Annotated in this window: 20 protein-coding genes; 9 read left to right on the top strand and 11 right to left on the bottom strand. The window is 66.9% G+C overall.

Features of this window, described 5'->3' with window-relative positions; translation table 11 throughout:
• Nucleotides 1–32: 32 nt before the first annotated feature.
• Together gcvH and ABZU76_RS46435 are read right to left on the bottom strand one after the other, a co-directional pair.
• Nucleotides 33–434, bottom strand: a complete 402-nt coding sequence (gene gcvH / locus ABZU76_RS46440) for a glycine cleavage system protein GcvH (protein WP_354883304.1) — start codon at nt 432–434, stop codon at nt 33–35.
• 27 nt (nt 435–461) lie between these two features.
• A complete protein-coding gene (locus tag ABZU76_RS46435; protein ID WP_354883301.1) occupies nt 462–1178 on the bottom strand; it encodes a DUF427 domain-containing protein in 717 nt (238 codons plus the stop codon).
• Between the two features lie 587 nt (nt 1179–1765).
• Between ABZU76_RS46435 and ABZU76_RS46430 the strand changes: the two genes are divergently transcribed.
• A complete protein-coding gene (locus ABZU76_RS46430; RefSeq protein ID WP_354883299.1) occupies nt 1766–2410 on the top strand; it encodes a response regulator transcription factor in 645 nt (214 codons plus the stop codon).
• A gap of 12 nt (nt 2411–2422) precedes the next feature.
• Here ABZU76_RS46430 and ABZU76_RS46425 read toward each other — a convergent pair whose 3' ends face one another.
• Complete coding sequence (locus ABZU76_RS46425; protein ID WP_354883296.1) at nt 2423–3313, bottom strand: LysR family transcriptional regulator; 891 nt, start codon at nt 3311–3313, stop codon at nt 2423–2425.
• An 825-nt stretch (nt 3314–4138) separates the two neighbouring features.
• On the opposite strand from ABZU76_RS46425, the gene ABZU76_RS46420 reads away from it, so the two are divergent.
• The 3 genes from ABZU76_RS46420 (at nt 4139) to ABZU76_RS46410 (ending at nt 8988) form a co-directional block, all read left to right on the top strand.
• Nucleotides 4139–4924 (top strand): DUF427 domain-containing protein, encoded by a 786-nt coding sequence (locus ABZU76_RS46420; protein WP_354883293.1) that lies wholly within the window; start codon nt 4139–4141, stop codon nt 4922–4924.
• Nucleotides 4925–4929: 5 nt separating this feature from the next.
• Nucleotides 4930–7644, top strand: coding sequence for an AAA family ATPase (locus ABZU76_RS46415; RefSeq protein WP_354883290.1), 2715 nt, complete (start codon nt 4930–4932; stop codon nt 7642–7644).
• A gap of 327 nt (nt 7645–7971) precedes the next feature.
• The gene (locus tag ABZU76_RS46410; RefSeq protein ID WP_354883287.1) at nt 7972–8988 is read left to right on the top strand and encodes an NADP-dependent oxidoreductase; all 1017 of its coding nucleotides are present in this window, start codon (nt 7972–7974) and stop codon (nt 8986–8988) included.
• Between the two features lie 201 nt (nt 8989–9189).
• On the opposite strand, the gene ABZU76_RS46405 is transcribed toward ABZU76_RS46410, so the two are convergent.
• The 3 genes from ABZU76_RS46405 to ABZU76_RS46395 form a co-directional block, all read right to left on the bottom strand.
• Nucleotides 9190–11979, bottom strand: a complete 2790-nt coding sequence (locus ABZU76_RS46405; RefSeq protein ID WP_354883284.1) for an AAA family ATPase — start codon at nt 11977–11979, stop codon at nt 9190–9192.
• A 310-nt stretch (nt 11980–12289) separates the two neighbouring features.
• The gene (locus tag ABZU76_RS46400) at nt 12290–12634 is read right to left on the bottom strand and encodes a hypothetical protein (protein ID WP_354883281.1); all 345 of its coding nucleotides are present in this window, start codon (nt 12632–12634) and stop codon (nt 12290–12292) included.
• 225 nt (nt 12635–12859) lie between these two features.
• Nucleotides 12860–12994, bottom strand: coding sequence for a hypothetical protein (locus ABZU76_RS46395; RefSeq protein WP_354883278.1), 135 nt, complete (start codon nt 12992–12994; stop codon nt 12860–12862).
• Nucleotides 12995–13210: 216 nt separating this feature from the next.
• On the opposite strand from ABZU76_RS46395, the gene ABZU76_RS46390 reads away from it, so the two are divergent.
• Nucleotides 13211–13510 carry a putative quinol monooxygenase gene (locus tag ABZU76_RS46390; protein ID WP_354883275.1) on the top strand — a complete coding sequence of 100 codons (300 nt, stop codon included), beginning with the start codon at nt 13211–13213 and terminating at the stop codon, nt 13508–13510.
• 84 nt (nt 13511–13594) lie between these two features.
• On the opposite strand, the gene ABZU76_RS46385 is transcribed toward ABZU76_RS46390, so the two are convergent.
• The 4 genes from ABZU76_RS46385 to ABZU76_RS46370 form a co-directional block, all read right to left on the bottom strand.
• Nucleotides 13595–14002: a MarR family transcriptional regulator gene (locus ABZU76_RS46385; RefSeq protein ID WP_354883272.1), complete on the bottom strand. Its 408-nt coding sequence runs from the start codon at nt 14000–14002 to the stop codon at nt 13595–13597.
• A 35-nt stretch (nt 14003–14037) separates the two neighbouring features.
• Nucleotides 14038–15162: an NADH:flavin oxidoreductase gene (locus ABZU76_RS46380; RefSeq protein WP_354883269.1), complete on the bottom strand. Its 1125-nt coding sequence runs from the start codon at nt 15160–15162 to the stop codon at nt 14038–14040.
• Between the two features lie 129 nt (nt 15163–15291).
• A complete protein-coding gene (locus tag ABZU76_RS46375; protein WP_354883266.1) occupies nt 15292–15855 on the bottom strand; it encodes a redoxin domain-containing protein in 564 nt (187 codons plus the stop codon).
• A gap of 103 nt (nt 15856–15958) precedes the next feature.
• A complete protein-coding gene (locus ABZU76_RS46370; RefSeq protein ID WP_354883263.1) occupies nt 15959–16645 on the bottom strand; it encodes a metal-dependent hydrolase in 687 nt (228 codons plus the stop codon).
• A 433-nt stretch (nt 16646–17078) separates the two neighbouring features.
• Between ABZU76_RS46370 and ABZU76_RS46365 the strand changes: the two genes are divergently transcribed.
• The 4 genes from ABZU76_RS46365 (at nt 17079) to ABZU76_RS46350 (ending at nt 23147) form a co-directional block, all read left to right on the top strand.
• The gene (locus ABZU76_RS46365; RefSeq protein WP_354883260.1) at nt 17079–18008 is read left to right on the top strand and encodes an alpha/beta hydrolase; all 930 of its coding nucleotides are present in this window, start codon (nt 17079–17081) and stop codon (nt 18006–18008) included.
• Between the two features lie 225 nt (nt 18009–18233).
• The gene (locus tag ABZU76_RS46360) at nt 18234–20969 is read left to right on the top strand and encodes an AAA family ATPase (RefSeq protein WP_354883257.1); all 2736 of its coding nucleotides are present in this window, start codon (nt 18234–18236) and stop codon (nt 20967–20969) included.
• Between the two features lie 188 nt (nt 20970–21157).
• Entirely contained in the window at nt 21158–21580 is a 423-nt protein-coding gene (locus ABZU76_RS46355) for a hypothetical protein (RefSeq protein ID WP_354883255.1), read from the top strand.
• Between the two features lie 130 nt (nt 21581–21710).
• Nucleotides 21711–23147 (top strand): M20/M25/M40 family metallo-hydrolase, encoded by a 1437-nt coding sequence (locus tag ABZU76_RS46350; protein ID WP_354883252.1) that lies wholly within the window; start codon nt 21711–21713, stop codon nt 23145–23147.
• 122 nt (nt 23148–23269) lie between these two features.
• Here the strand turns inward: ABZU76_RS46350 and ABZU76_RS46345 are convergent.
• Nucleotides 23270–26138, bottom strand: a 2869-nt coding sequence (locus ABZU76_RS46345; protein ID WP_354883249.1) for a carboxypeptidase regulatory-like domain-containing protein, incomplete at its 5' end; no start/stop codon positions are given.

Here is a 26138-nt window from a genome sequence, read left to right as displayed (position 1 = left end):
GCACCGAGCGCCGCCGGGCTCCTGCGCGATCCTCACGCCTCGATGAGCCTCCGATACTGCTCCGCGTCCATCAGTTCCACCTCGTCGCTGTCGGCCTCGGCGGAGTCGGCGACGACGCTGAGGCTGATGAGCCAACCCTCGTGGTACGGGTCGTCGTTGACGATCTCGGGATTCTCGAGAACCGCGGCGTTGACTGCGGTGACGACACCCGAAACCGGCGCGTAGACCTCGGAGACGCTCTTCGTCGACTCGATCTCCCCGAAGGACTCTCCGGCCACCAGATTGTCACCGACAGCCGGCAACGTGATGTTGATCAGGTCGCCGAGTGACTCCTGTGCGAAGTCGGTGATACCCACTTGCGCTGATCCTCCGGGCGCTGACCGGACCCACTGGTGCTCCGCGGTGTATTTGAGATCTTCTTCGACAGCAGCCATCGCGGGGTACGCCTTTCTGAATGAAGTTCAATTGCAGGCCAAAGGCCAATCCGGTTTCGTCGTGGAGCGATCGGCTACCCAGGCTTCGCGCAGACGGACCCCATCCAGCTCTACGGTGACGTTCGCCGGATCGAACTCGACGAGGTCGGCCCCGATCGTGCGGTCGCACCAAGAACGAGCTGCGCCCGGCACACCGTTCACGTCGAAGTAGGTGACAGCGCCGCGCACCGATGAGGCATCAGCGCCGCAGCTCTCCGCCAGCAATTTGACGTCGACGTCCGCCCTCGGCAGGCACCAGCGCGGCGCCTGGCCGGTCTCGTAGACGACAACAGGCCGTTGGGATACCGCGACCACTGTGCCGTTCGCGGCGACCGAGATCGTCCGCGACGAGTGTCGCACGTCGACCCTGCCGTAGGGGTCGGACGCGCCGGGCAGAACGTGCTCGCTCTCTTCGTAAACGCTGTCCGCGAAGTTTCGGGAGAAGCCCACCAACTCTGCGAACTCCGCCGCGTGCGGTGGAGGCCGGAAGTGGTGGAACGCTGCCTGTTCGTACGTCCGATCAGCGACGTGCACGGCGTACCAGCCGGTGTCACCCAGGTCGACGTGGCTGGTCACCCGAGGCCGCAGCTCAAGGCACTCGATCTTCACATCCGACAGGGGAAAATAGGCCGTGGGAGGTCTCTCCGGCATGTGCACCACTACCGCTGATTCACTGTCAGCCACCCAGGTGGATCCGAAGCGCATCCGCAGCCGACGGCGAGCCGGCTCGACAAAGGGCAGGCGCTCCGGCAGGACCCCGGGAACCAGGAACCTCCCGCGTGGAAGGCCGTTTCGCGGGCCTGACAGCCATGGCAGAGGCACTGGCCCTCACGCTCCTCCTCGCAGCTTCGCGGAACAGACGATCGGGCATTCCGACTGGCTCGATCACGGTCAGAGTAAGGGCTTGCCGACAAAGCGCCGCACGCCCCGGTATGGCGTCAGCTTTTCGTAATACGCGCGGGCCCAATGCCACCCGACGCCGTCGCCTCGGAAGCCACGTTCCAGCGGACACCTTGGACGAACGATCGCGAAGTCATGGCGGAATGATCCGCTCGCCCCTACTGGCGCGACGGGAGCGCCCACAACGTGAGACAGTCTGGGCCGGCCGGCAGCCGACCTGATCGCTGCCGCAACAAGCGTGCACGGAAAGTAGTCAAGCTCGCGTCAACCCCGCGCCAAAAGCTGATCGGCAAACTCGATATCGCAAGGGGAGTCGAGGAATCGCCGAACCGGTACCGAACGCTGGGTACCGGAGCGCGAGAGCAGACAGGAAGCACACCGTGGAACAGATCATGGACCGAGTCGTCACTCACATGAGCGCTGTCCAGCAGATCGCCGTCAGCGTCCGAGCCGCGGACACGATCAGCGCAGCGGGGCTCATGATGGTGCTGGAGACCAACCCGAAGATCGTCGGGTGCCGACCGGGCGAGCGCCCGGACGTGCTGGTCTTTTCGACGACACACGTGACTCCTGGTGCGATCGCCGAGCTGCGCGAGATGCGGCCCGCTGAAGTCCCGGTCGTCCTGCTGGCCTCGAGCGTGCCGGAAGCCTCGTTGCTCGCCTTGATCGAATGCGGCGTCGTCGGCATCGTCGACGCCAAGTCCGCTCACCGCTGCGAGCTCGATCAGGCGGTTGCGGCGGCGACCGAAAACGAGAGCGTGATGCCGAAGGCGGTGCTGGGCCAGCTCGTCGGGCTCGTTCAGCGGATGCAACGCGACACCTTGGCCCCGCTCGGGATCACCAGCGTCGGCCTCGCCGAGCGCGAGGTCCAGATCCTCCGCCTGCTCGCCGAGGGCATCGACACCGCCGAGATCGCGCGGCAGCTGACGTGGTCGGAAAGCACGATCAAACACGTTCTGCACAACCTGACGAAGCGGTACAACTTCCGCAATCGGGTACAGGCGGTGGCTTTCGCGCTTCGGGCGGGCATCGTCTGACCGCTCGGGCGGTCAAGGAACGACCTCGGCCACCGGAAGTCCGCTGCGTACCAAGTCTGCGGCGAAGGCGTTGGCCAGGACATCTGCGGGTGAGGCCGTCATGACCACGAGTTCACGGTGGATCAGTGGAGCGAGTCTGCGCACCACACCCGACGGGCGCGCCGACAGGCCGGAAAGCGGCACCACCGCGACACCCATCCCCGCAGCCGCCAGTCGCGCTGCGCTGCTCGGGCTTCGGGTACGCAGGACCGGGTCCAGCACGACTCCGTGTTCGACGGCGACGCGATCAACCCATTGGGCCAGCCCTGTGCCGGCGGAGTAGTGGATGAAGGGCCGAGCACCGAGGTCTTCGAGCGGTACTGCCAGCCGCCGGCCGAACTCGTGACCCGCGGGTGCCACCACGACCACGTCTTCCGCCCCGAGCACCTCAGCGTGACTGTGCGTTTCCGGCGGCCGAGGGCCGATGGCGAGTTCGATCCGGCCGGAGTTCAAGAGCACGACCATCTGTTCCGCGCTGGAATGTTCGCTGACCTCGATGACGACATCGGTGTGGCTCGCACGCCATCTCCGGAGAACAGGCAGAAGAATCGGGGCGGCCATCGTCTCGACACACGCGATCCGCAATGTCCCCCTCTCTCCCGCCGCGATCTGCAGACCTATGTGGACCGCCCGTTCCGCCGCCGCCAACGACACGCGCGCTTCCTCCGCTACGGCGCGCCCCGCGGCCGTGATCCGCACACCTCGTCCCAGTTTTTCCGCCACGGGCGTGCCAAGTTCGCGCTCGATCGCGGAGATCTGGTGGGACAAGGCCGGTTGGGACATCTGCAACGACGTCGCCGCCCGGGTCACGGAGCCGTGGTCCACCAACGCGACAAGGCACTCGAGCGCCCGCAGTGTGGTCATTCCGAAACGCTAGCAAACCAGGAATGTGACCGACGGTCTCAGCTTCTCCGGCGCCCTCAGCCGCGAGCAAGCATCGAGCTGACACCCGAACCGGCCGAGGTCCGCGAAAGAAGCACGGATTGCACTCGCCCGGCCTTGCCCGTGCCGGCACCGCGCCGAGCCAAAGCACCGAGCCGCACCGGCGGCCCGCGTCTCGAGCTTGTCGATCTGCAAGCAATGCATCGGTGCTCCTTCTGGAGGCGATCGTCTTCTTCGCCCGCGTACTCGGCTTTACCTGCCAAGTTGCCCCCTGGGCGAGGCAACCCGGCGCCGAACCGGCCCGGTTCGTCAAGCGCGGCTACCCATCGGGGGATGCATCGCTGAACTCGTCGCCAGCAGGCTTGACCGGTGATGGGTCAACAGTGAACGCAGAGTGAAGAATGACCGGTTTGCGGGGACGGACGGCACGGACCGTACTGAGCGCGACAGCGGACAGCAAGGGCCTTCGGCGACAACGAGACGCAGCCGAAACCAACCGCCGCGGTCCCCATCGCCGGACGCGTGACGACGCCCCTGGGGCACGAAGGAGCCGCTTGATGACACTCCAGCGCTCCGGCGAGCCCGCAAGCGGACGAATCCTCCAGTCGCAGCGACGGAGCGATCGCCGAGTGCCGGCTGCGCACACGCACGCGGACAGAATGCCGTGGTGCCTCTGCGAAACCCGCTCGCGCCACCGGCGCAACCGCATCGAGAGAGGTTGATCCCATGGCCCTTTCGTGGCAACAGGGCCCGCTCGCGCCAGGTTCGGTAGGACGGTTCCTGACCGCGGCCGCCTTACCCGAGCGGATGTCGTTCGCCGAGCCGCTCGAGCGCCGGATGCGAGTCCGGTTCGGGGGCGAATGGATCGCCGACAGCGAGAACGTGCTGCTGCTTCATGAACCGAGCCGGTTGCCCGTGGCATATTTCCCGATCGACGATCTGACCCGTGGCGTCCTGAATCCGTCCGATCGCAGAACGTCCCACCAGGACTTCGGCACCACGGCCTGGTACGACGCCCGGACCGCTGCGGTGTCGGCGCGGGATGCCGCGTACCGCCACACGAACCCGCCCGCCCACGCACGTGAACTACAAGACCGCGTCGCCTTCGTCTGGAGCGCGATGGAAAGCTTCTTCGAAGAGGACGATCAGATCTTCGGCCACGCGACCGATCCGTACCACCACATCGACGTGCGGCAAGCTGATCGCCGCCTCACGGTTCGGGCGGGCGATCGACTCGTGGCCGCCACCCGGCGCCCGCTCGTGTTGTACGAATCCGGCTTCGCGCCGCGCTGGTACGTCCCGACCGACGACGTGGACATCAACACCCTCACGCCGACCGCGGATCGAACGTTCAGCCCTTACAAGGGCTTCTGTACGTATTACACCGTGCTGGGTCGGTGCGGTGCGGCGTGGTCCTACGAGAACCCCCCGCCGGACGCCCGGCGTATCGCCGGATTGCTGTCGTTCGAGCCGGGGCACCTCGAGGTCCGGCTCGACGACACGATCCTCGGGCCCGAGCCCGAAACAACGATCCCCCTCGGGCTGGCAGATCCCCGACTGCCGGGTGAACAGACACCGGGGAGGCTCTCATGACCAGCGTGGCACACGCGCTCACATTGACGACGAAGCCCCCCGCCGAGGTGATCCGACCGGGACAGATCTCGACTTTCGTCGGGCGGCACACCGACAGTTCGCGCTTGGACGAGCTGCTACACGCGGCGGTCACCGGGCAGAGTGCCGGTGTCGTCGTCCGCGGCCCTCGGGGGATCGGCAAGACCGCGCTGCTCGATCACGCCGCGAAGCTTGCGACCGGACGCCGCGTCATCCAAATCAAGAGCGCGGCCGCCGAGACCGACCTGGCTTATTCGACCTTGCAGCAGCTGTGCTCGGCATTGCCTCATGAACTCACGCGACTCGAAGCCCAGCACCGCAGAGTGCTCGAGGCGGCGATCGGTCTGCGCGGCACCCCTGACACGGACCTTCTGCTCGTGTGCGTCGCAGTGGTACAGCTGCTCACCCGCGCGGTCGAAGCACAGCCCCTCGTGTGCTTCATCGACAACGCGCAGTGGGCCGACACCGCATCCACCTACGCACTGGCCTTCGCCGTTCGACGCCTCGCACCGGCGCCGGTGGCCATGGTGATCGCGTCCCGCGCCAGTTGCTTCGCCGAGCTACCGGAACTGGTGCTCTCCGGCCTTGAGCACGCCGACGCCCGATCACTGCTCACGTCCGCGCTACCGGGTCCGGTGGACGAACGTGTGCTGAACCGGATGGTGACCGAAGCGCGGGGAAACCCTCAGTTGCTTCTCGAGTCGGCGCGTTCGGGCTCACCGAGAGAGCTCGCCGGCGGCTACGGCGTCCCCGTGCCTGCTCGGCTTCGAGACGTCGACGCGGGTGCGAACCTCAGCGCCGACGGCAAGCTGCTCCTGCTCCTGGCCGCGGCTGAGCCGCTCGGCGACTCGATGCGGCTGTGGCGAGCCGCCGCACGGCTGGGAATCGAGCAGGACACTGCGGACGAGCTCGAATCTGCCGGGCTGCTTTCCTTCGGAACCTTCATCACGTTTCCCGACCCAGCTCTACGCGGGTCGGTGTACGGAGCCGCACCCGCAGCCGAACGACGACGCATTCACGGCGTATTGGCCGCGGCCACCGATTCGGCAACCGAACCGGATCGTCACGTGTGGCATCTGGCGCAGGCTCTCGTCGGCCCGGATGACGCGATCGCCTGCGAACTGGAGCGTGCCGCCTCCTCCGCGAGCCTGCGGGGCGGGCTGGCCGCGGAGGCGGCCTTCCTCGAACGCTCTGCACTGTCAACCGCGGACCCCGTACTTCGAGCGAGCCGAGCCGTCGCCGCGGCCGGCCTGAACTACGAGGCCGGCGCTGTCGACGCCGCGGCCCGTTTGCTGGCCACCACCGAGATCGGCCGTCTCCAGACCGCCGACCGCGCCCGGGTCGCGCACCTGAGAGCGACAATGGACTTCGATTCCAGCCGCAGCCATTCCGCGGTGACACGCCTGGTTGCGTCTGCCACGGCCGTGGAGGAGTTCGACCCGCAGCTCGCCCGGCCGGTCTACCTCGAGGCGCTCAGTGCGGCGATCTTCACCGGCCACGTCGATGTGATGCAAGCGGTACTTCCCCAGCTCGCGAAACAGATCCCGAAAGGCTCCGATCGCCTGCTCGAAGGTGTGGTCGAACGATGCAAATCGGGCTACGCCGCCGCTGTGGAGCCACTCAAACTCGCGCTGAAGACGCTCGGTTGCGATCACGAGGACGAGGCACGGGCGAGGGTGCTGGCGTGCATGATCGCGGCAGACCTGTGGGACGACGACACCTGGCACCACCTGACCAAGGCAGAACTTGCCCGGAGCAGGCGGGCTGGAGCGCGGACGCTACTCCCCTACGTACTGACCCATCGCGCGCTCCTCGAGATCCACACCGGACAGTTCGAGGTGGCTCAGTCCCTCGTCGACGAGTCGCGGGCGATCACCGACGCCGCCGGCCGGCCCGCATTCCCCCATGCCGCCGGAGTACTGGCCGCGTGGCAGGGCCGGCTCGCTCCCGAGCTGGCCGAAGCAGCGTGCCGCGGTGACGGGTCCGTGCGATCGTTGGCGCGCTACGCACAAGGCGTCCTCGGGAACGGCACGGGAAACTACGCAGACGCGGCGCGAGCGACCGGCGGGGCGTTCGAGGACGACCGGCTCGAGCTGCAAGGCTGGTCGATCGTCGAGTTCATCGAGGCGGCAGCTCGCTCCGGCGACCTCACCGCGGCAGCCGATGCACTGGAACGGCTCTCCGATCAGGCGTGCCTCACCGGCACCGATTGGGCGTTGGGTGTCGAAGCCCGTTCCCGCGCTCTTCTCCGCGACGGGCAGGAGGCCGAAGACCTCTACCTCGAAGCCATCGAACGGTTGAGCCGGTCGCGGATCACTACCCACCTGGCCCGAGCCCAGCTCCTCTACGGTGAATGGCTGCGCAGGCGGGGCCGCCGGATCGACGCTCGCGAAAAGCTGAAGGCCGCACAACGCGCATTTCTCGGAATGGGTGCCGACGGATTCGCCGGCCGAGCTTCACGCGAGCTGCTCGCCACGGGCGAACGAGCACGGCGGCGGGTTCCGGAAACGAGCTCCCAGCTCACTCCACAGGAAGCCCGGATCGCGTGGTTGGCCAGAGACGGCCGGTCGAACCCGGAGATCGCCGCGGCCTTGTCGATCAGCCCGCGAACCGTCGAGTACCACCTGCACAAGGTCTTCAACAAACTCTCGATCACTTCGCGTACGCAGCTGCACCTCGTGCTGGCCGCTGCCGAGACGTAACGCTGTTCGAGGCCGCTGAGATCGACGCAGCTCCGGTGATATGAAGGCCGAACGCGACCCGTCAGGGCGATACCCAGCAACCTGGCGAACGAGGCCCCGAACGCCAGGGGATTCACTGACGCGACGTTGGGTCCGCCGCTGTCATCCTTTGGTCATTCGATCGCGTGGTCGGCCGAGCTCCCCCGGAGCGCATCGACGTCACGGCGCCGTTGACAACCGCAGTCAGCCGGTCGAGGGATCAGAGTCAGAATTGACTCACGCCCATTCAGCGATGCGACCTGCCCTTGCAAGGGGATGAGATCCGTGAGCAATTGGACGAACCGCCGCGTGGTCCTGGCCGAGGAGCCCATCGGCCACCTCTCGCCTGACCACTTCACCATCACTGAAGGCCCGGTCCCGTACCCCTTGGAACGCGAGGTCCTCGTGCGTGTGGTCTATGCACAGGTGCGGCCCGGAGCACGCGCGGTCATGACGACCACCACCGCTTTTCCCCGCACCCGTCCTGGAGACGGAATCTTCACCGCCGTCGTCGGTGAAGTCGTCGAAAGTCCCGACTCCGCACTGCCGCTCGGGACGATCGTCACGGGGTACGGCGTCTGGGAGGAATACCTTCTCGCCCCGGCTTCAGCGGTGCGACCGGTTGCACCTCGCAAACACATGTACGAACACTTGGGCCTGCTCGGAATGAACGGGCTGACCGCGTACTTCGGCGTCACCGCTCTCGGCCGGATTCGCCCCGGATCCACCTTCGTGGTGTCCGCCGCGGCGGGAGGTGTGGGGCACGTGGCCGGCCAGATTGCGAAGGTTCTCGGAGCCCGCGTGGTCGGCATCACCGGCTCGACCGTCAAGAACGAAACCCTCGTTGACGATCTCGGCTTCGCAGCAGCCGTCGACCGCAGGTCGGCGACCTTTGCTGACCGGCTGATCGAAGCATGCCCCGATGGCGTTGACGTCTACTTCGACAACGTCGGCGGACCGCTGCTGGACACGCTCCTCCCGCTGATGAACAGAAATGGCCGGGTCGTGTGCTGTGGGACGACGTCCGCGTACGACTCAGCCGAGGACGCTGTCGTAGCACCCGGGCCACGCGGAATCCCGCAGATCCTGATCAACAAGTCGTTGCACCTGGAGGGTCTTCTGGTGGCGAACTTCGCGGCCGACTGGCCTTCAGCGCTCGAGCAGCTGGCCGGGTGGGCGGACGACGGAAAGATCGTCCCACTCACCGACGTCCGCAATGGACTGGACTCGGCGCCACAGGCTCTGGTCGACCTGCTCGAGGGGAAGAACCTCGGACAGATGGTCGTGCAGATCGCTCCCGAAGAAGACCCTCTCTCCGCAGCCTGACCAAGCAGCGGGACCACCGAACGAATCGTACGTACCCAACCTTCAAGCCATCGGCTTCGGACGTCTTCCCGCCCAAAGCGTACGAGCGTGACGCGCCGGCACTGCCCGAAGATCGGCGCGTCGCACTGCCACGCAAGTCTTCCGACTTCTCGAGACCAGCCAGTCGAGGCTTCGCTGGTCGGCGGGAGGATCGGTGAACCATCAGAGTCCGTCGGGTAAAGCCGTTTCCAGTTGGCTACGCGACGTAATTCCCAGCTTCAAGAACACCTTGCGCAAGTGGTACTGCACGGTGTGTGTGCTGATGAACAGACGAGCTGCGATCTCGGAATTCGACAGCCCGTCTTTTGCCATCCGCGCGATGTGGCCTTCCTGCGCGGTGAGTTCGTCGTGCCGGCCCGCCCGAGCACGCCGACGGACCCCGCCGCCGGCTGCCTTCAACTCGCGGCCGGCGCGCTCCGCGAAAGACATCACGCCCATCGTGTCGAACATCTTGTACGCGGTGTTCAACGGTTCGCGCGCTTCGTTCAACCTGCGCTCACGACGAAGCCACTCCCCGTAGAGGAGGTGTGCACGAGCGAGGTCGACGCGGAAGCTGGTGCGGCTGAAATGGGAGATCGAATCCTGGTAGAGAGTTTCTGCCTCGCAGCCGGCAGACAACAGCGCTGCCGAACGGGATTGAGCTCCCAGTGCCCAGTCTGAACCCGCCACACCGGTTGTGGGGGACAGCCGGCCGAACGCCTCCTCGGCCAGGCCGGCCTCGCCGGTGCGCACGGCAGCTTCGACGAGCTCCACATGCGGCCACAGGAGACTCACCGGGCCCGCATCGAAGCTGGTCGCGCGCCGAGCCGCCGCAAGCGCCTCGGCGTAGCGACCCGCGCCGTTGTAAAGCACTGCCCTCGCCCAATCGGCAGCCGTCGACGCACCGTCTTCGTACTGGCTCATTCCGGCCGACACGGTCTCACCCAGGTACTGTTCTGCAGCCGTGTCGCCCCGAAACGCCGCAAGTCCCAGAACGCCGTAGGGCGTGAGCGTGGTTCCGGTGGCATCTTCGATCGTCTGCGCTTCGTGCGTCAGCCGGGCCGCCTCGGTCAGGTCACCGGAAAAGAGGCACAGCACACTGCGGATGTCGAGAGCTCGGGGCAGCTCGCTGAGCGAGCCCAGGTCACGCGCAAGCTGTACGTGCCGTGCAGACATGGCGTCCCAGCGTTCGTCGTCCCAGATTCGCATGGCCGTGGTGCTCGTGAACCACAGCCAGTGCAGCTCCCGCTCGGCGGTCATCCCCGCGCCGTACGTGCTCAGCCCTTTTCGGAGCAGCGGCAGTCCAGCCGCGTACCCATCGTTCAACGCCGCGACAGTTCCGTCCAGGAGGAGGTCGGGCGAGCGGGCCTCGACGGCCGGCGGCGCGGCAGTGGCCGCTCGAGCGATCGTCCACAGATGTGCCGCAGGGCGAGCGTCGTCGTTGTCGGTGTGGCGCTTCCCCGCGTTGAAATAGGTCGCGGCGGCTACCGCATCCAGGTAGGTCGTGCGGGACAACTCGGCGTCGACCGGCGCCAGGCGCGCGGCAGCCTTCACCAGCAAGGCCGGACTGTCGCTGCCCCTGTTCGTGATGAACCCGAGTTGCGCGCGGACGAGATCGATCTGAGCACGCTGCAATTCATCGAGCGGGCCGGCTTCCGCCATGGCCAGCAAGTCCGGCACCGGGTCCAGTGTCCCGGCCTTGATGTGGATCTCGGAAGCGGCGAGCGCCCTGGTCACACGTAACGCCGGGTCTCGCGTCAAAACCGCGGCGCGGCGCAGAAATGCCGCAGCCGCGGCGAAGCCGCCTCGTGAGCGCGCTCTCGCTGCCGAATGCTCGAGTGCTGCGGCCACGTCTTCATTGGGGCCGACCGCGGCCTGCGCGCGATGCCACGCCCGGCGATCCGGATCCAAGTCGGGGTCAGTGGCGTCGGCGAGCGCACGGTGGGCTTGCTGCCGTTCTTCCTCCGACGCCGACCGGTACACCGCGGAGCGAGCGAGCGGATGGCTGAACCGCACGCGGATACCCAGCTCGACCAGGTCTTGCTCCACCGCTGGGGTGATGGCATCCGCCCGGATTCCCAGCGACGCCGCGGCGCGCCACAAAAGGGCAGGGTCGCCGGACGGCTCACTCGCGGCGATCAGCAGCAGCTGCCGGGCTTCTCCCGGCAGGGCTTTCGCTCGTCGCCCGAAGCTCTCCTCGATGCTGTGCGACAACGACATCGCGCCGGGGAGCCCGAATCCACCCGCCAATTCGGTGGGAGTGAGTCCTCGCGGCAACTCGATCAACGCGAGAGGGTTGCCGCCCGTTTCGGCGACGATCTGGTGCCGGATTCGCGCATCCACCGGCCCGCTCAAGGCGCTCTCCAACAGCGCTTCCGCTGCGGCCGTCGGCAGGCCCCGGACTTCCAGATCAGGCACGCCACTGAGACCGGCCCGGACGTCGCGAGTCGCGATGACCAGCCCGACGGATTCGGTGCCAAGGCGTCTGGCGACGAACGCGAGAGCCAGCGCCGAGGCCGTGTCGAGCCACTGGTGGTCGTCGATCACACAAATCAGCGGCTGTTCCTCGGCCACGCTCGAAAGCAGGCTCAGCACGGCCAAGCCGACCTGAAAACCGTTCGGAGCCGGTCCGTCACTGATGCCGAACGCGGTCCGCAACGCCTCGCGCTGGGGCCCCGGTACCCGGTCGAGCCGGTTGAGCAGAGGCGCGCACAGCTGGTGCAGTGCCGCGAAGGGCAGGTCCATCTCCGACTGGACGCCGCCGCTGCGCGCGACGCGGCAGCCCAGCGCCTGAACAGCCACGTACTCGAGCAACGCGGTCTTTCCCATGCCCGGTTCGCCGTGCACGACCAACGCCCGGCTCTCGCCGGAACGAACCGCACCGATCAGCTGGTCGAGCACGGCGCACTCGGCGCGACGACCGATCAGCTCCGCCGCGCGCCGCCACCTGGGCAGACCTTTGGGCACTTGCACGTTCCCACGGTAACCGCCGGCCAGTCGGCCCTGAACGCCCAACTAGGACCCGTAAGGATGCGATAACCTCATCGCTCGCACACACACTTTCCGATGGCGGTTGCGCACTTACGCGCAATGTGCGCGGTGACCTGGATGTCGTGACGAGTTGCCACCGTCAGAGCACTTTTCGTGGCTGAGCACTCCCTGAAGGGTGAAGACTCTTCGACATCACCGCCGCACAGCCCGGGGACCGAGCCTTCAGTGGAATCGGTCCCGGCGCCGAGCGACCCAGGTCAACGCGCAACTTTCACGCGCCCGGTCGTGGAATTCACCCGAAAGCGGAAGCCAGCAGTTCGAAGGAGTGAGATCGGTCGCCGATATCGAACACCGGTGTCATCACCATCAATTCATCCGCATCGACTTCGTCCCTCAACTCACTGAGCCGCTTCAGCGCATGATCAGGCTCGCCGATGACCTGAGTGGCCGTCAACATGTCTGCCACCGCCTGTTCCTTTTCGGTCAACCCGCGGGCCACCATCTCCGCAACACTGGCGAACGGCGCGATGTCACCGCCGCGGGCCACCGCTTCGGCGAAGTAGCGATAAGCAGGTCGAGCCAAGCGCTGCGCGCGATCGTCGTCCTCCGCGCAGACTGCGAGAGCGGACACCATCACGTGCGGTCGATCAGCCCATTGCGACGGACGAACCCCCGCCGGTACTCGTCGACCGACTCCACTGTCCGATCTGGCCGAACGTGGTGCGCGACCACCAGCGGGAGACCCAACCGCGCGGCAAGCCTCGCACCTTCGCCGGACGAGGAAAGCAGCCAAGCTCCCGCTGCGGCTCCCGTCCCGCTCGATCGCACGAACTTCAGCAGGTCCATCACAGACTGGGCGTACTCACCAGGCGACGCGGCGGTACCCGAGCAGATCGACGCGACGGGCGAGTTCGACCGTCGCCCGAAGAGCGTCGGCGTTGGACCGCTCCCGTTCGATCATCGCAATGTCCAGCACTGACAACGGAACCGAGAGCACGGCAACGACCGTATCAGACGATGTGGCCCGCCACTGCCCAACGCGTTTATTGTCGTGAGAGCAACAGTTCACGACAGGAAACGGAAGGAACACCGTCCGGTTCCTGTCGACCGAGTCAGCATCCGACTGGGCACTACCAGGGGAAGCACTGACGCGACGATCGCGGTTCCGTGGTTACCTCGGACCGCTGTGGCCATCCTTTCCAGGAGATGCTCAATGACCGTGACACAAATCGTCCGCATTCGCCCCCAAGAGGGCAAGAGCGACGACGTCGAGCCCTACTTGCGTCGGCTCGTCGAAGCCGCGAGCAACGAAGTGGGCACCCTGATCTATCTGATGAACAGGAAAGACGACGAGTTCGTCATGTACGAAATGTACAAGGACGAGGCTTCGATGAACCTTCACAACGAGAACGAGGCTCTGCACCAGCTGGGAGCCCGCGCAGGCGAACTCCTGACCGCGCCGCCTGCGATCGAGAGGGTCTCGTACCTCGCCGGCACCGGCCAGGCGAGCTGAGTCTCACCGCGGTCGTTGTTCTGCCACCGAAGGGTTTTCCCGCCGTTGCCGACAACCGGCGGGGAAACCCTCCGGCCTCGGCGCCTACACCGCGGCCGTCACTCTCGTGAGAAGCTCTCGCAGGGTCATCAGTTCTTCTTCGGTCAACCCCAGAGAACAGCTGACCGTTTGGGGCACGCGCGCCGCCTGAACACGTAGTGCGGCACCTTCATCGGTGAGGCTGATCAAGACCGACCGGCGGTCATCGGGTCGCTGCGTACGGCGAACCAGACCGTTCGTCTCCAGCCGTTTCAGCAACGGCGACAGCGTGCCGGTTTCCAGCTGAAGCGCGACACAGAGGTCCTTGACCGAACTGTCGCCGTACTCCCAGAGCACCAGAAGAACCAAGTACTGGGGATACGTCACCCCCAGGGGGTCCAGCAACGGGCGGTACAAGCCGGTCAGCGAGCGGCTGGCCGCGTAGAGGACGAAGCTCAACTGGTCCTCGAGCAACGAGGAACCGTTCCTCTCGTCCATCCGAACCGGATTCAGAGGTCCAGCTCCCAATCCTTGATGTCGGCGAGCGGCCTGAATGTGTCCGGGTGGGGATCCCCGGAAATCTCGAGCCCCGCGCGAACCCGCTCGGGCCAGTCGCGCTGGGCCAACGCCCCGGCACCGATTGCCACGACGTCGGCGGTCCCGGAATCCAGGATGAACCGGGCGTCCTTCGGGTCGTGCAGATGACCGTTGACGATCACCGGCAGCCCGCTGAACTTCTTCGCCAACCCGGCAAGGGTTTCATCCCCGGAAGGGAAGGCCGGCTGCAGAGCCCGGTATTCGGTGGTGTGGAGGAAGTGCACGCCGGTGCCGGCCAGCGTGCTGAAGATGGCCTCGGCGTCGTCGGCGCCACCGGCCCAGCGGTGCTCGTAGTCGCTGACCTTCGACTGCGAGATGCGAATGCCGACCGCAAGTTCCGAACCCACGGCTTGGAGCACCTCGTCGACCACTTCGACCGCCAGGCGCAACCGATTCTCGACGCTGCCGCCGTATTCGTCGTCTCGCCGGTTGAGGTAGTCGGTGAGGAACTGGTCGATCAGGTAACCGTTCGCGCCGTGGATCTCCACCCCGTCGAAGCCGGCCACCTTCGCGTGGCGAGCCGCGTCCGCGAAGCCCCGCCGGATGTTCGGGATCTCACGCTTGTCCAGGGCGCGCGGGGTGGGGTACGGGCCGTTTCCGCGGTAGAACGCGAGCTGCTCACCCTTCGGCGCGACGGCCGACGGACCAACCGTCTCCCGACGATGGCGATTGCCCTGAGATTGGGCGCCGGCGTGCATGAGCTGCGCGAACATGGCGCTGCCCTCAGCGTGCACGGCTCCGACCACCGCGCGCCAAGCATCGGCCTGCGCCGACGTCGCCAGACCGGGCTGGTGCAAGTACGCCTGGCTGTACTGCGCGTCCGGGTAGACACCCTCGGTGATGATCAGCCCGAAGCCACCATGGGCGAATCCCGCGTAGTAACGCGCATTCCGATGGGTGACCAGGCCGTTCTCCGTCGCGCTGATGCGCGTCATCGGGGAAAGCGCCGCGCGATTGCGCAGGCCGACGCCGCCGATGCGGAACGGACTGAACAGCAGTTCGTCGGTCGTGCCACGCCGTTCGGCGAGGTCGCTCATGACTTGTCTCCATCGGTCGGGGAGGGATTCGGCTGTCCGACTCATCGCCGAGTCGTGGACGTGGACCTTCGAGCGAGGTCGCGAACTGACTTTCGGTGGTGAGCGGAGCACTCACCACCGCGCGCAGCCCTACTTGTACGGGTAGTGACGCGAGTGGTCACCCGCCTCCCACGCGGCGACCAGCTCCGGAGTCGTCGGGTCCCAGTCCAGGCGGATTTCGCGAGTGACGTCACGCAGGTCGCGACGCAGGTCCTCGATCGAAGGACGGCCCCAATACCAGTAACCGTTGTACACGCTGTGGACCACCAGGCCCGGCTTCAGCACCAGCGTGTACGGAACCATCGGGTTGTGCGTGGGGTCCGTGTACTCCTTGATTTCAAGGTCCTGCTGCACCTTGCGGCCGGGGTCGGACAAGAAAGTCCACTGTGCACCCACGGCGTCACGAAACTCGTTCAGCTCGAACTGGTTGTCCGTGGCGATGGTGACGAGCTGGGTGTAGGAGACCCTGATCTCGGGGTAGTGAGCCGCGAGCTGCAAGTGCTGCTGGTGGTCCTTCGGGCAGAAGTGGCCACGCGAGAGGACCAGGATCAAGGGATCGTCCCCCTGCAGCTCGCTCAGTTTCCGGCGAGTCCTCGTGTGGTCGGTCAGCTCGTAGTCCGGGAAGACTCCACCCGGCACGATGTCGGCACGCATCTGCTACTCCTTGCGTCGAAGACGTCGGAACACCACCACGGATTCCTCCGCGGCGTAGTTGGGGGCCGGGCAGACGCGCCCGGCCCACGGATGTGGCAGCTCGTCAGACTTCCGTCGACTGGCCCGGCTCGAGAACGACGGTCTTGACCCGGGTCGCCGCGGCCACCGCCTCGGAGAACGCGACCGGATCCGCGGCGATCGTCGGGAAAGTGTTGTAGTGACCGGGAATGACGATCTTCGGTTGCAGCTTCGCCACCGCCTTCACCGCGTCCGCCGCGTCCATCGTGTACTGACCACCGATCGGCAGGATCGCCACGTCAAGACCCTCGTCCCCGATCAGCTCCATGTCGTGGAACAGGGCGGTGTCCCCGGCGACGTAGATCGTCCTCCCGCCCAGCCGCACAACGAATCCTGAAGGCACGCTGGCCGCGACGAACGCGCCGTTGTCGTCGACGGTGGAGCTGTGCACCGCCGGCACGAACTTCACCGTCGCGGCACCCGCGGTGACCGTGCCGCCGATGTTGCCAGGAATGACGTTGACCCCCTTGGCCCCGAGGAAAAGCCCCAGCTCGTAGGCCGCGACGATCGGAGCGTCGGTGCGCTTGCTGATGTCGACCGCATCGCCGAGATGGTCGCTGTGCCCATGCGTGACGAGGATGGCGGTCGGTGTGAGGTCGTCAGCCGCGACCGCCGCGGTCGGGTTCCCGGTCAGGAACGGGTCGATCAGCAGCGTGGTGTCCTCGTGCTCGATCGTGAAAACCGCGTGACCGTACCAAGTGATAGTCGTCATTCTCGTGCGCTTCCTTCTCAACAGGTGGAGCGGTGAACTGGCAGGACGTTCAGGACCGCAAGGTGTCGGGACGCGTCTGTGCAGCGAACACTCGGTCGAGGTCCGACTGTGATACTGGGGACGATCGCTCTCGCTTCGCATCGGGGCGGCCCCTAGCCGGCTCCCCAGCGGATCGGCAATCGCGGGCCGGCGAAGATCGCTACCCATCGGGGGATGTCCCTGCCGGCTGTCGGAGCTCAGGCTTGGCGCAGGCTGCAGTCGACAGTGGGTACCTGCTCGAACCAAGCAGGGCACATCGTTGTCACAGCGTCTGTGACTGGCCGACCTCGGGACACCCCGCGGTTGGGGACCGGGCTCTTGGCGCTCGTCACGAGAGTCCCGCTCGAGCGGGACGAGGCGAACCGGCGGCGGCCTGGTGCCGAACGGAGCAGAGATGTCGACAGTCCACTACCACAATGCGAGTGTGGATGGGCAGCAGCTCTTCTACCGGGAAGCCGGACCGGAGGACGCGCCGACCGTGGTACTGCTCCACGGCTTCCCCACCAGCTCTTGCATGTTTCAGAACTTGATCCCGCTCCTCGCCGACCGCTACCACATCATCGCGCCGGACCTCCTGGGGTTCGGCTTCTCGGACGCTCCGTCGGTCGACGACTTCGACTACACCTTCGATGCGCTGGCCGGCTTGACCGCGGGGCTGCTCGATCAGCTCAACGCCGAGCGGTTCGCCCTCTTCGTGCAGGACTACGGCGCTCAAGTGGGCTGGCGCGTCGCCTTGCAGAACCCGACGGCGATCACCGCGATCGTTTCGCAGAACGGCAACGGCTACGAGGTCGGTTTGGCCGAAGGCTTCTGGAAACCGGTGCGCGCGCACTGGGCTGAGCCGACGCCGCTGACCCAAGCCGGATTACGCGAGGGGTTGACCCTGGAGTCGATCCGTTGGCAGTACCTCCACGGCGTCCCGGACCAGAGCTTGATCAGTCCCGATCGTTGGTACCACGACTTCGCCATGCTCTCGCGCCCGGGCAACGACCTGGTGCAGCTGCAGCTGCTCACCGATTACGCACGGAACCTGAGGCTGTATCCACAACTGCACGCGTACCTCCGGGACAGCAAGGTTCCCCTGCTGGTCATCTGGGGCCGCAACGACGAGATCTTCGGAGTCGAGGGCGCGCTGGCGTTCACCGACGACGCTCCACACGCCGAGGTCTACTTGCTCGACGGTGGCCACTTTCTCCTGGAAAGCCACCTCGACACTACTGCCGGGGCCACGCGCCACTTCCTCGACCGGACAGTCCCCCGGGCGGCGGCTCACCACGAACGCACGCCGGGCGAAAGCGGCTCACGCAAGGAGGTCATGCAGTGATCCACGTGGCGGCCGGGCCGGACGCCAGGAGCCGTGCGCACCGATGACGACACCGGACGACGACGTCACACCTGTCATCACACCTGCGGCCGGTCCGCTTCCACCCATCTACCTGCCTCGCCCGTCGGACCACACCCTGAAACCGCTCTGGCTTCTGCGCGGCCTGGTCCGGGCGGCACGCGCGACCGGCAGCCGGATCCGCGAAACGACCCATCGGAACCGCTCATGAACACCGCACCCGCGGTATGCGAACCAGGCATCGCGCCACGATCGTTCGACGACGCGGTGTCGGTGATCAAGCCACCACGGGTGATCGGACGGCGACCCGAACGCGCGCGACTGCAGGCCTTGATGACCGCGGCAGCGGCTGGTTCTGGTTCAGCTCTCGTCATCAGGGGGCTTGCCGGCTTCGAGAAGAGCACCCTCCTCGGATACGCCGCCGATCTGGCGAGCGGGTGGCGAGTCGTCCGTCTCCGAGGTGTCATCGAAGAGGCGTCCCTTCCGTATTCGGCTCTGCACCTGCTGTGCTCCGCTCTGGGCAGGGAGATGGCGCGGCTGGCTCCGCACCAGCGTGAAGCCCTGGAAATCGCGGTCGGCTTGCGCGCCGGAGCGGCGCCGGACCGGCTCGTCGTCTGTGTCGCGACAGGACGGCTGCTGGCCTTGGCAGCCGAGGCACGGCCGTTGGTCTGTCTCGTCGACGACGTCCACTGGCTCGACACGGCGTCCGCCGACGTGTTCGCATTCGTCGCCCGCCGAGCGGCGCCGACCGCGATGGCGCTCCTCTTCGCCGACCGTGACGAAGCCTTCGCCGATCTCCCGGGCTTGCCGCTCGGAGAGCTGGACTACGCAGATTCCCGTGAGCTGATCGAGACGGCGCTGCCGTCACCCCTCGACCACGCCGTGGTGGCCCGGATGGTCGCTGAGGCGCACGGCAACCCACGAGCGCTCCTCGAACGAGCGGCCGAGGCGTCACCGGGCAACCTCGGAGGCTACGGAGTGGCCACCAGCGCGGAAAGTAGTGCCACTTCGCTCGCCGGCTTGGCTCCCGACAGCAGCCTCCTCCTGCTTCTCGCCGCAGCCGAACCCTTAGGCGACCCAGTGCGCCTCTGGCGAGCCGCGGATCGGCTCCGCATCACGCCGGAGGCTGCGGAACAACTCGAGTCGGAAGGCCTCGTCTCGTTCGGCACCTGGGTCACGCTCCGCGATTCGCGGTTGCGTGGAATCGTCTACCGCCAGGCGGTCGCGGCCACTCGACAGCGTGTCCACTCGGCACTCGCCGCAGCCACCGATCCGCTCACGGAGCCCGACCGCCACGCCTGGCACCTGGCGCACGCCTTCGCCGACTTGGACGATGACGTCACCACGCAGCTGCTCAACGTCACTGAACAGGCCGCGGGCCGAGGTGGTGCGCCCGCCGAAGCGGCGTTCCTGGCGCGCGCCGCGGTCCGATCGGCCGACCCCGTTGGTCGCGCCCGGCTTGCGATCGCAGCCGCCGAGTCGTTCCACGCAGCCGGTGCGTCCCAAGCCGCCGCCCGTTCGCTCGCGATCGCAGTGCGAGAGTCCGCCGATGCGCACAGCCAGGCCCGGCTGGCCCGATTACACGCCCGGATGACGTTCTACGTCAGCCGCAACCGCGCCGCCGTTGCCGAGCTTGTCCGAGCGGCGGAGAAACTTGCCACCGCCGCGCCGTTCTTGGCCGAAGCGGCCCGGCTCGAAGCCATCGGAGCGGGCCTGTTCACCGGTCACCTCGACGCCCTGCGTCCGATGTTGGCGCCGCTGACCGACTGTGCCCCGGGGAGCATCGGACCTCTTCTCGCCGGCCTGACACGACTTCTCACTACCGGCTACGAGACGGCCGCGGAACCGCTCAAACTCGCGATCAGAACTCCCGGCGCCAAACGGGAAGCAGGCCCACGTTCGCGATTGCTCGCGTGCCTGGTCGCCGCAGATCTGTGGGACGCAGAGCCCTGGGACAAGCTGACGAGCACGGAACTGACGCGAGCCAGGAAAGCCGGAGCGCGCGCGACGCTACCGTATCTGCTCACGCACCGGGCGCTCGTCGAAATTCATCTCGGATCGTTTGGCTCCGCGCAGGCGCTGGTGGACGAGGCAGGGGCCGTCACGAGGTCCGCCGGGACCTCTTCGTTCCCGCATGCGGCCACGCTCCTCGCCGCGTGGCGAGGCCTCGACCATCCCGAGATGGCCGTCTCCGGAAACGTCCGCTCCGGGGACGAGACTCAATCCGCCACCATGGCCCTCCATGCGACCGCAGTTTTGCGCAACGGGCTGGAGGACCACGCGGAAGCTGCCGCGGCGATTCGGGACCAGCTCGACTCGGGCGGAACGGCTCTGGTCGGCTGGGCGCTGGCCGAACTCGTCGAAGGCGCTGCGCGTTCGGGGGATCGCGACGCAGCGACCGCGGCCCTCGCGCAGCTCTCCGAACGAGCCGGCCACAGCCGCACGGATTGGGCACTCGGCGTGGCAGCTCGGTCGAAGGCTCTGCTGGAGAGCGGCGCGGAGGCGGAGGCCCTTTACCGCGAAGCGATCGAGCGGTTGGCACGGACGCGGATCAAGACGCACTTGGCGCGCGCCCACCTCGTGTACGGCGAGTGGCTCACCGCACGAGGACGGCGAGCCGATGCGCGAGCAACGCTGAGAACAGCACACGAGGCCTTCACCCGGATGGGAGCCATGGCCTTCGCCGACCGCGCCTCGCGAAAGCTGTCGACCGCCGGCGAGCGGGTACAGCCACGTACGAACGGCGCCGGGTCCCCGCTCACCACTCAGGAATCGAGGATCGCCGCCCTGGCACACGAAGGGCGGACCAATCGGGAAATCGCGGTCGCGCTGATGATCAGCGCCCGGACCGTCGAATACCACCTGCACAAGGTGTTCACAAAGCTCTCCATCGCGTCTCGCGCGGAGCTTCACCGAGCACTGTCCGAAGGGCGGTCGAAATAACAAGCGGCACTCGAACCGCCCATTTTCCAACTGTGCCCAATACTATTCATCCATAGAACACCTCAATGTTACCTTGAAAGGCCTTTCCATGAATATCCGCCCATTCCGATTCGGCGTGTCCTTGCTCAGCGCGAACTCGCGCGACTCCTGGCGTGCGCGGGCCCGGGAGGTGCAGGACCCCGGATACGATGTCCTCCAGGTTCCCGACCACCTGGGCATGGTTTCGCCGTTCACGTCGCTGGGCGCGAAGCCGACATCTTCAGCTTCTCGATCTTCGCCGGCGTCACCCGGGTGTCGACCCTGAGGAAGCATTCCGCCGCCGTGTCCAGGTGTTGCGTGAGGCTGCCGGCGAGCGCTTCTCCGACATCGAACTGAACCTGTACGTCGCGGCCGTGGGCGACACAGTGGACAGCGTGGACCTCTCGCTCATCCGCCAGGCCAGTGGCCTCAGCGAAGAGGAGCTGCTCCGTCTTCCCGGTGTGCTGGTCGGTTCTCCGAGCGAGATCGCCGAGCGCCTCCAACGCTATCGCGAGACGTTCGGCACCACCTACATCAGCGTGCTCGAGCCGCACATGGGCGCGTTCGCCGAAGTGATCAAGCACTTGAACTGATGCCGACGTCGCCCCGCGGCAAGACCGCGGCGACCGTTCCGTTGCGAAGTAGCCTGCAAGCTCGCCGCAGGCACGATGGCGCCAAAGACAACGTCTCCGAAAACGGTAGACGGTGGGCTGACCTGAGGTGGTGGCTGAGACCGTGGATGCGGCGAAGGTGAGCAAGGGTGTCGAGAAGACATGGACCGACCGGATTTTGCCGAGCCTGTCGGCATTCGTGAAGATCCCGTCGATCTCGCCGGCCTATGACAAGGAGTGGCGGCGGCACCGGCAGCTTGGGGCGGCGGCCGAACTCGTGGCGGCTTGGGCTCGGACGATGGCGCCGAAGGGGAGCACCGCGGAGGTAATCGAGCTCCACGGATGGTCTCCGTTGCTCCTGATCGACATCCCGCCCACTCCGGGAGCCGCGAGTGACGAGACCGTGGTGCTCTACGGCCACCTGGACAAGCAACCGGCCTTCACGAAGTGGTCCGAGGGGCTCGGGCCGTGGGAGCCGACGATGAGGGGAACGCGACTTTACGGGCGAGGCGCGGTCGACGACGGCTACGCCGGGTACGCGGCCGTTGCCGCAGTCAATGCCGTTCGGTCGGGCGGTGGCGAGCACAGCCGGGTGGCGATCATCCTCGAAACGGCAGAGGAATCCGGCAGCCCGGGGCTGCGCGATTACCTGAGCCACATCGCGGACCGGCTCGGCAAAGTCACCTTCGTCACCTGTCTCGACTCGGGGGGTGGTGACTTCGAGCGGTTGTGGGTGACGCGCAGCCTGCGCGGGATGCTCCAGGCGACGCTCACCGTCTCCCTGCTCGCCGCGCCCGTGCACTCGGGGTTCGGCAGCGGGGTCGTGCCCAGTTCGTTTCGAGTGCTGAGACTGCTGCTGGACCGCATCGAGGATCCGGTTACCGGGCAGATACTCCTTCCGGAGATGACCACGCGGATCGGCGCCGATCGGGTGAGGGACGCGGCTGAGCTTGCCCAGTTGAAGCCGGGTTGGACGCTCCGGCCTCTGTCCCTGCTGGACGGCGTTCAGCCGTCCGCGAATGACGAGATCGAACGCATCCTCAACAACACCTGGCGCCCGACTCTGTCGATCACCGGCGCTTCCGGCCTGCCGGACGTGGCCGAGGCCGGAGCCGTGCTGCGAGCGGCGACCTCGCTCCGCCTCAACTTCCGGTTACCGCCGACCGTTGACGCCGCCGCCGCGGCCGCGGCGCTCGAACGTGTATTGACGACGGATGTGCCGTACCGCGCGTCGATCGAGGTGACCGACGTGATGGCCCAAAACGGCTGGTTCGCGCCGGACCTGCCCGGCTGGCTCTCCACAGCCCTCGAGGAAACCGATTCCGCGGTGTTCGGGGCTCGGCACCACTTCATCGGATTGGGCGCGGGGATCCCGTTTATGCAGATCTTGGCCGATGCGTACCCGGAAGCCGCGTTTCTCGTCACCGGCGCAGTCGGGGCGGAGTCGAACATGCACGTGGCCGACGAGTGGCTGCACGTACCGTTCGCCCGCAAGATCACGGAAGCCGTCGCACATGTCCTCGCCGCACACGCCGCCCATCGAGGCTGACCGAGGTCGAGTTCTCCGCCGCGCGAAACCGTCGTCCGGTCCGGCTGCCCGGAGGTTTCGTCGCTGAAGGGCGGTCCCACGCGGCACGTGCCCCGGTGGGACCGCCCCCCTTGACGGCGGTGTTAGACAGCCGGCAAAGCCACGTCGGTGACCGTGGATTCGCCTGCCCGCACCTTGATCTGCCGGAACTGTGATTGATATCCGGTCGCCGACACGGTGACGACCAGCGGGCTGTAGCCCTTGTCGAGCCACAGCCGGTAGTGGCCGTGCACGTCGGTCTTCAGGGTGTACGACACCGCACCGCACACGCCGTTGTGGACCATCGTGCAGACCTGCACCCCGGCGCCCGCGATCGGGGCGTTCGAAGCGGTGTCGGTGACCGTCCCGGACAGCTCGCCCCACGCCTTCGGCGGCGTTGCCTGCAGCGAGATTCGCAGAGGCTGTACGGCGTATGGCGAGTCCGTGTCGAAGGAAACGGTGGCCGTGTACTTCCCGGGCTGCGCGACCTTGCCGGAATCGAGCGTCACGGCGACCTTCACCGCGGCACCGGCTGCGAGGTCCAGCTCTGTGCTGTTCTCGGAAAGCCACCCGGCGTCGTCGTCATCGCATTGGTCGTAACCCGGCAGCGCCGCGGTGGTCAGCAGCTCCGAAGCTTGCGAACCAACCTGGTAGAGCGCACACGCGCCACGACCACCACCGTAGGAGCCGGTCGGCAGATCCGGCAACGCCGACCACCGGTCGCTGACCGGGTCGTACTCGATCGCTTTCGCGCTGTCTGCCGCGTCTTGCTCCAACCCTCCGGCGATCTGCAGGCGACCGTTGGCGCCGCTGTAGGCCATCAGCGCGTCGGCGTACGGCATGTCCGACAGTCGCGTCCACGTTCCCGTGGCCGGGTGCAAGGCATACGTCGTGTGCATCGGACCGGAAGCGCCGTATCCCCCCGCGCAGACGAGCTCATCGTGGACCCCGGCACAGGCGCCGTCTCCCTGCACCTCCGGGTAGTCGGCGGATGCCGTCCACGTGTTGCGCACCGGGTCGTACACGGAGACGGTCTTGACCGGATCGACGGCGCACTTCGTCGTACAGCCACCGACCAGGTACAGCTTGCCGCCCAGGGTCGCCGCCGTGGCCTCGTAGGCCGGGGCGGCCAGGTCCGCGACGCGCGACCACGCGTCCGTTTCCGGGTGGTAAGCGTAGACGCTCGAAACGGTCCCGCTCGTGCTCAGTCCGCCCATGACGTAGAGCGTGCCGTTGAGGAACGCACCCGCCGCGCCCGAGAGCGGCTGCGGCAGTGGTGCGATGGGTGACCAAATGGCGCTCACCGGGTCGTAGACGTAACTGCGCGCGATGGGACCGGGTTCGGGTGCCCACACACCGCCCACGCTGTAGATCTTGCCCTGATACCCGGCAATGGTGTTCTGGCGGATGTACTCGGGCAGGTTCGCCAGTGGCTGCCACCCTTCAGCCGCGGACGAGGCATCCACTCCGGTGAACCCGGTGGCGTGTTCGCTGAGCGATACGTGCATCGGGGCCGTGCCGGTGTTGGTGAGCTGCACCGTCTGGGTTCCGGCCTGACCCATCGTCTTGGTCACGTCCATGGCCGTCGAGCTCATGGACAGCTGCCCGGCCTTGAGCTTGATGTCCTTGCGGGCCACGGAGTTCGGTGCCGCGGTCACCGACAGCGCCGGCGACGTGTAGCGCGGCGCGGTCGCCGTGTACTGGTGCGCACCGGCGGTGTCGAACAGTTCGTAGAAGCCGTCGGGCAGAGCGACGTCGTCGGGCGTCAGCGAGCTGACGGCCGAATTCGCCGGGGACTTCGTATCGGCCACCGTCGCGTCGTTGAGGGGATCGCCGGTGTTGGCATCGGTCACGACGCCGGCCAGCAGCCCACCCTCATGCTTCGAACAAGAGCCGATCGAGACGTCGTCGAGTTCCGCGAACGAATCGTCGTGGCCCCAGTAGTGGAATCGGACGCGTACGGAACTCTTGCCCGCGGCTTGTGGCACTGCCAGGGAAATGGTGTCCCAGGTGGTGCCCGAGGTCTGGTGCCAGACCGTGCTCCAGGTGGTGCCGCCGTCGACGCTCAGGTCGGCGTCGAGCCCGCTGTCGACGTCAGAGGCGTCAGAGGGCACATACAACGCTCCGAATGAGAGCACCGGGGCGCTGTCGTCGGTGAGGTCGGACACCGGCGAAACGAGCGTAGTGTCCTCGGCGCGGCCGTCCTGGATGTACGGATCGGCGAGGGCGTAGTTCCCCGTACCGATCACGTTGAACCAGGCGGTGTTGTCGTCGAACTTCCAGCCGGTCGAAGCCGGATCGGAGTTGGCGATGGCCCACCCGTCCTTCGGGGTGGTGCCGAGCCAGCCGTCGAAGTGCGTCAGCGTGCCATGGCCGTAGCCGAGCGCGGTGCAGGCGGTCGGATCGATCGTCGCCGTGAAGTTCTGCGGCACGCTCGAATCGGCGACGCTCACCTGCCGGTCGATCGGCGCGTACCCGGGCTGCACCGCGGAGACGTGCAGCTGGTAGTCCGCGTTTTGCGGCAAGTCAAGACTGTAGCGGCCGGTGAACGGGTCGGTGTAGATCGCGCCGGCGGGGTAGCCGTCCACGGTGATCTTCGCGTACAACGGCCAGCCGTGGCCGGAGCCGTCGGTGACCGTGCCGGACACGGTCTGCGTGGCGATCTTGGCCACGGCGTAGTCGGCGCTCGCCTGCTGACCGTCCACGATGGACAGCTCGCTGCCGCCGTTCTCGTAGCCGAAGCGCGTGACCGCGACCTGGTAGGAGTCGGCGGCGACCGCGAGGTGGTAGGCGCCCTGGTCGTCGGTCGTGGCGTGGTAGACGTTGCCGGTGCCCTTGCCGGTGGCGGTGATCGTGGCGCCGGCGATCGGCGTGCCCGCGGTGTCACGGACGTGCCCGGTGACCGTCCCTTGTGGAGTGTAGGCGAGCGTGGCGACGCCGTGGGGCGAGCCGAGGCCGGTCGGGCCGTCCCAG

Origin of the sequence: Amycolatopsis sp. NPDC005232 (assembly GCF_040607795.1) — a bacterium.
Taxonomy (GTDB): Bacteria; Actinomycetota; Actinomycetes; order Mycobacteriales; family Pseudonocardiaceae; genus Amycolatopsis.
The sequence above is the reverse complement of the archived record's forward strand: the minus strand, read 5'-3'. Positions and strand labels throughout refer to the sequence as shown.

What these genes read in the sequence shown, in the direction of transcription:
- ABZU76_RS46420 (WP_354883293.1), top strand. Translation starts at nt 4,139, where the DNA reads ATGTCGTTCGCCGAGCCGCTCGAGCGCCGGATGCGAGTCCGGTTCGGG.
- ABZU76_RS46390 (WP_354883275.1), top strand. Translation starts at nt 13,211, where the DNA reads ATGACCGTGACACAAATCGTCCGCATTCGCCCCCAAGAGGGCAAGAGC.
- ABZU76_RS46370 (WP_354883263.1), bottom strand. Translation starts at nt 16,645, where the DNA reads ATGACGACTATCACTTGGTACGGTCACGCGGTTTTCACGATCGAGCAC.
- ABZU76_RS46430 (WP_354883299.1), top strand. Translation starts at nt 1,766, where the DNA reads ATGGACCGAGTCGTCACTCACATGAGCGCTGTCCAGCAGATCGCCGTC.
- ABZU76_RS46365 (WP_354883260.1), top strand. Translation starts at nt 17,079, where the DNA reads ATGTCGACAGTCCACTACCACAATGCGAGTGTGGATGGGCAGCAGCTC.
- ABZU76_RS46425 (WP_354883296.1), bottom strand. Translation starts at nt 3,313, where the DNA reads ATGACCACACTGCGGGCGCTCGAGTGCCTTGTCGCGTTGGTGGACCAC.
- ABZU76_RS46375 (WP_354883266.1), bottom strand. Translation starts at nt 15,855, where the DNA reads ATGCGTGCCGACATCGTGCCGGGTGGAGTCTTCCCGGACTACGAGCTG.
- ABZU76_RS46355 (WP_354883255.1), top strand. Translation starts at nt 21,158, where the DNA reads ATGTCCTCCAGGTTCCCGACCACCTGGGCATGGTTTCGCCGTTCACGT.
- ABZU76_RS46380 (WP_354883269.1), bottom strand. Translation starts at nt 15,162, where the DNA reads ATGAGCGACCTCGCCGAACGGCGTGGCACGACCGACGAACTGCTGTTC.
- ABZU76_RS46435 (WP_354883301.1), bottom strand. Translation starts at nt 1,178, where the DNA reads ATGCGCTTCGGATCCACCTGGGTGGCTGACAGTGAATCAGCGGTAGTG.
- gcvH (WP_354883304.1), bottom strand. Translation starts at nt 434, where the DNA reads ATGGCTGCTGTCGAAGAAGATCTCAAATACACCGCGGAGCACCAGTGG.
- ABZU76_RS46360 (WP_354883257.1), top strand. Translation starts at nt 18,234, where the DNA reads ATGAACACCGCACCCGCGGTATGCGAACCAGGCATCGCGCCACGATCG.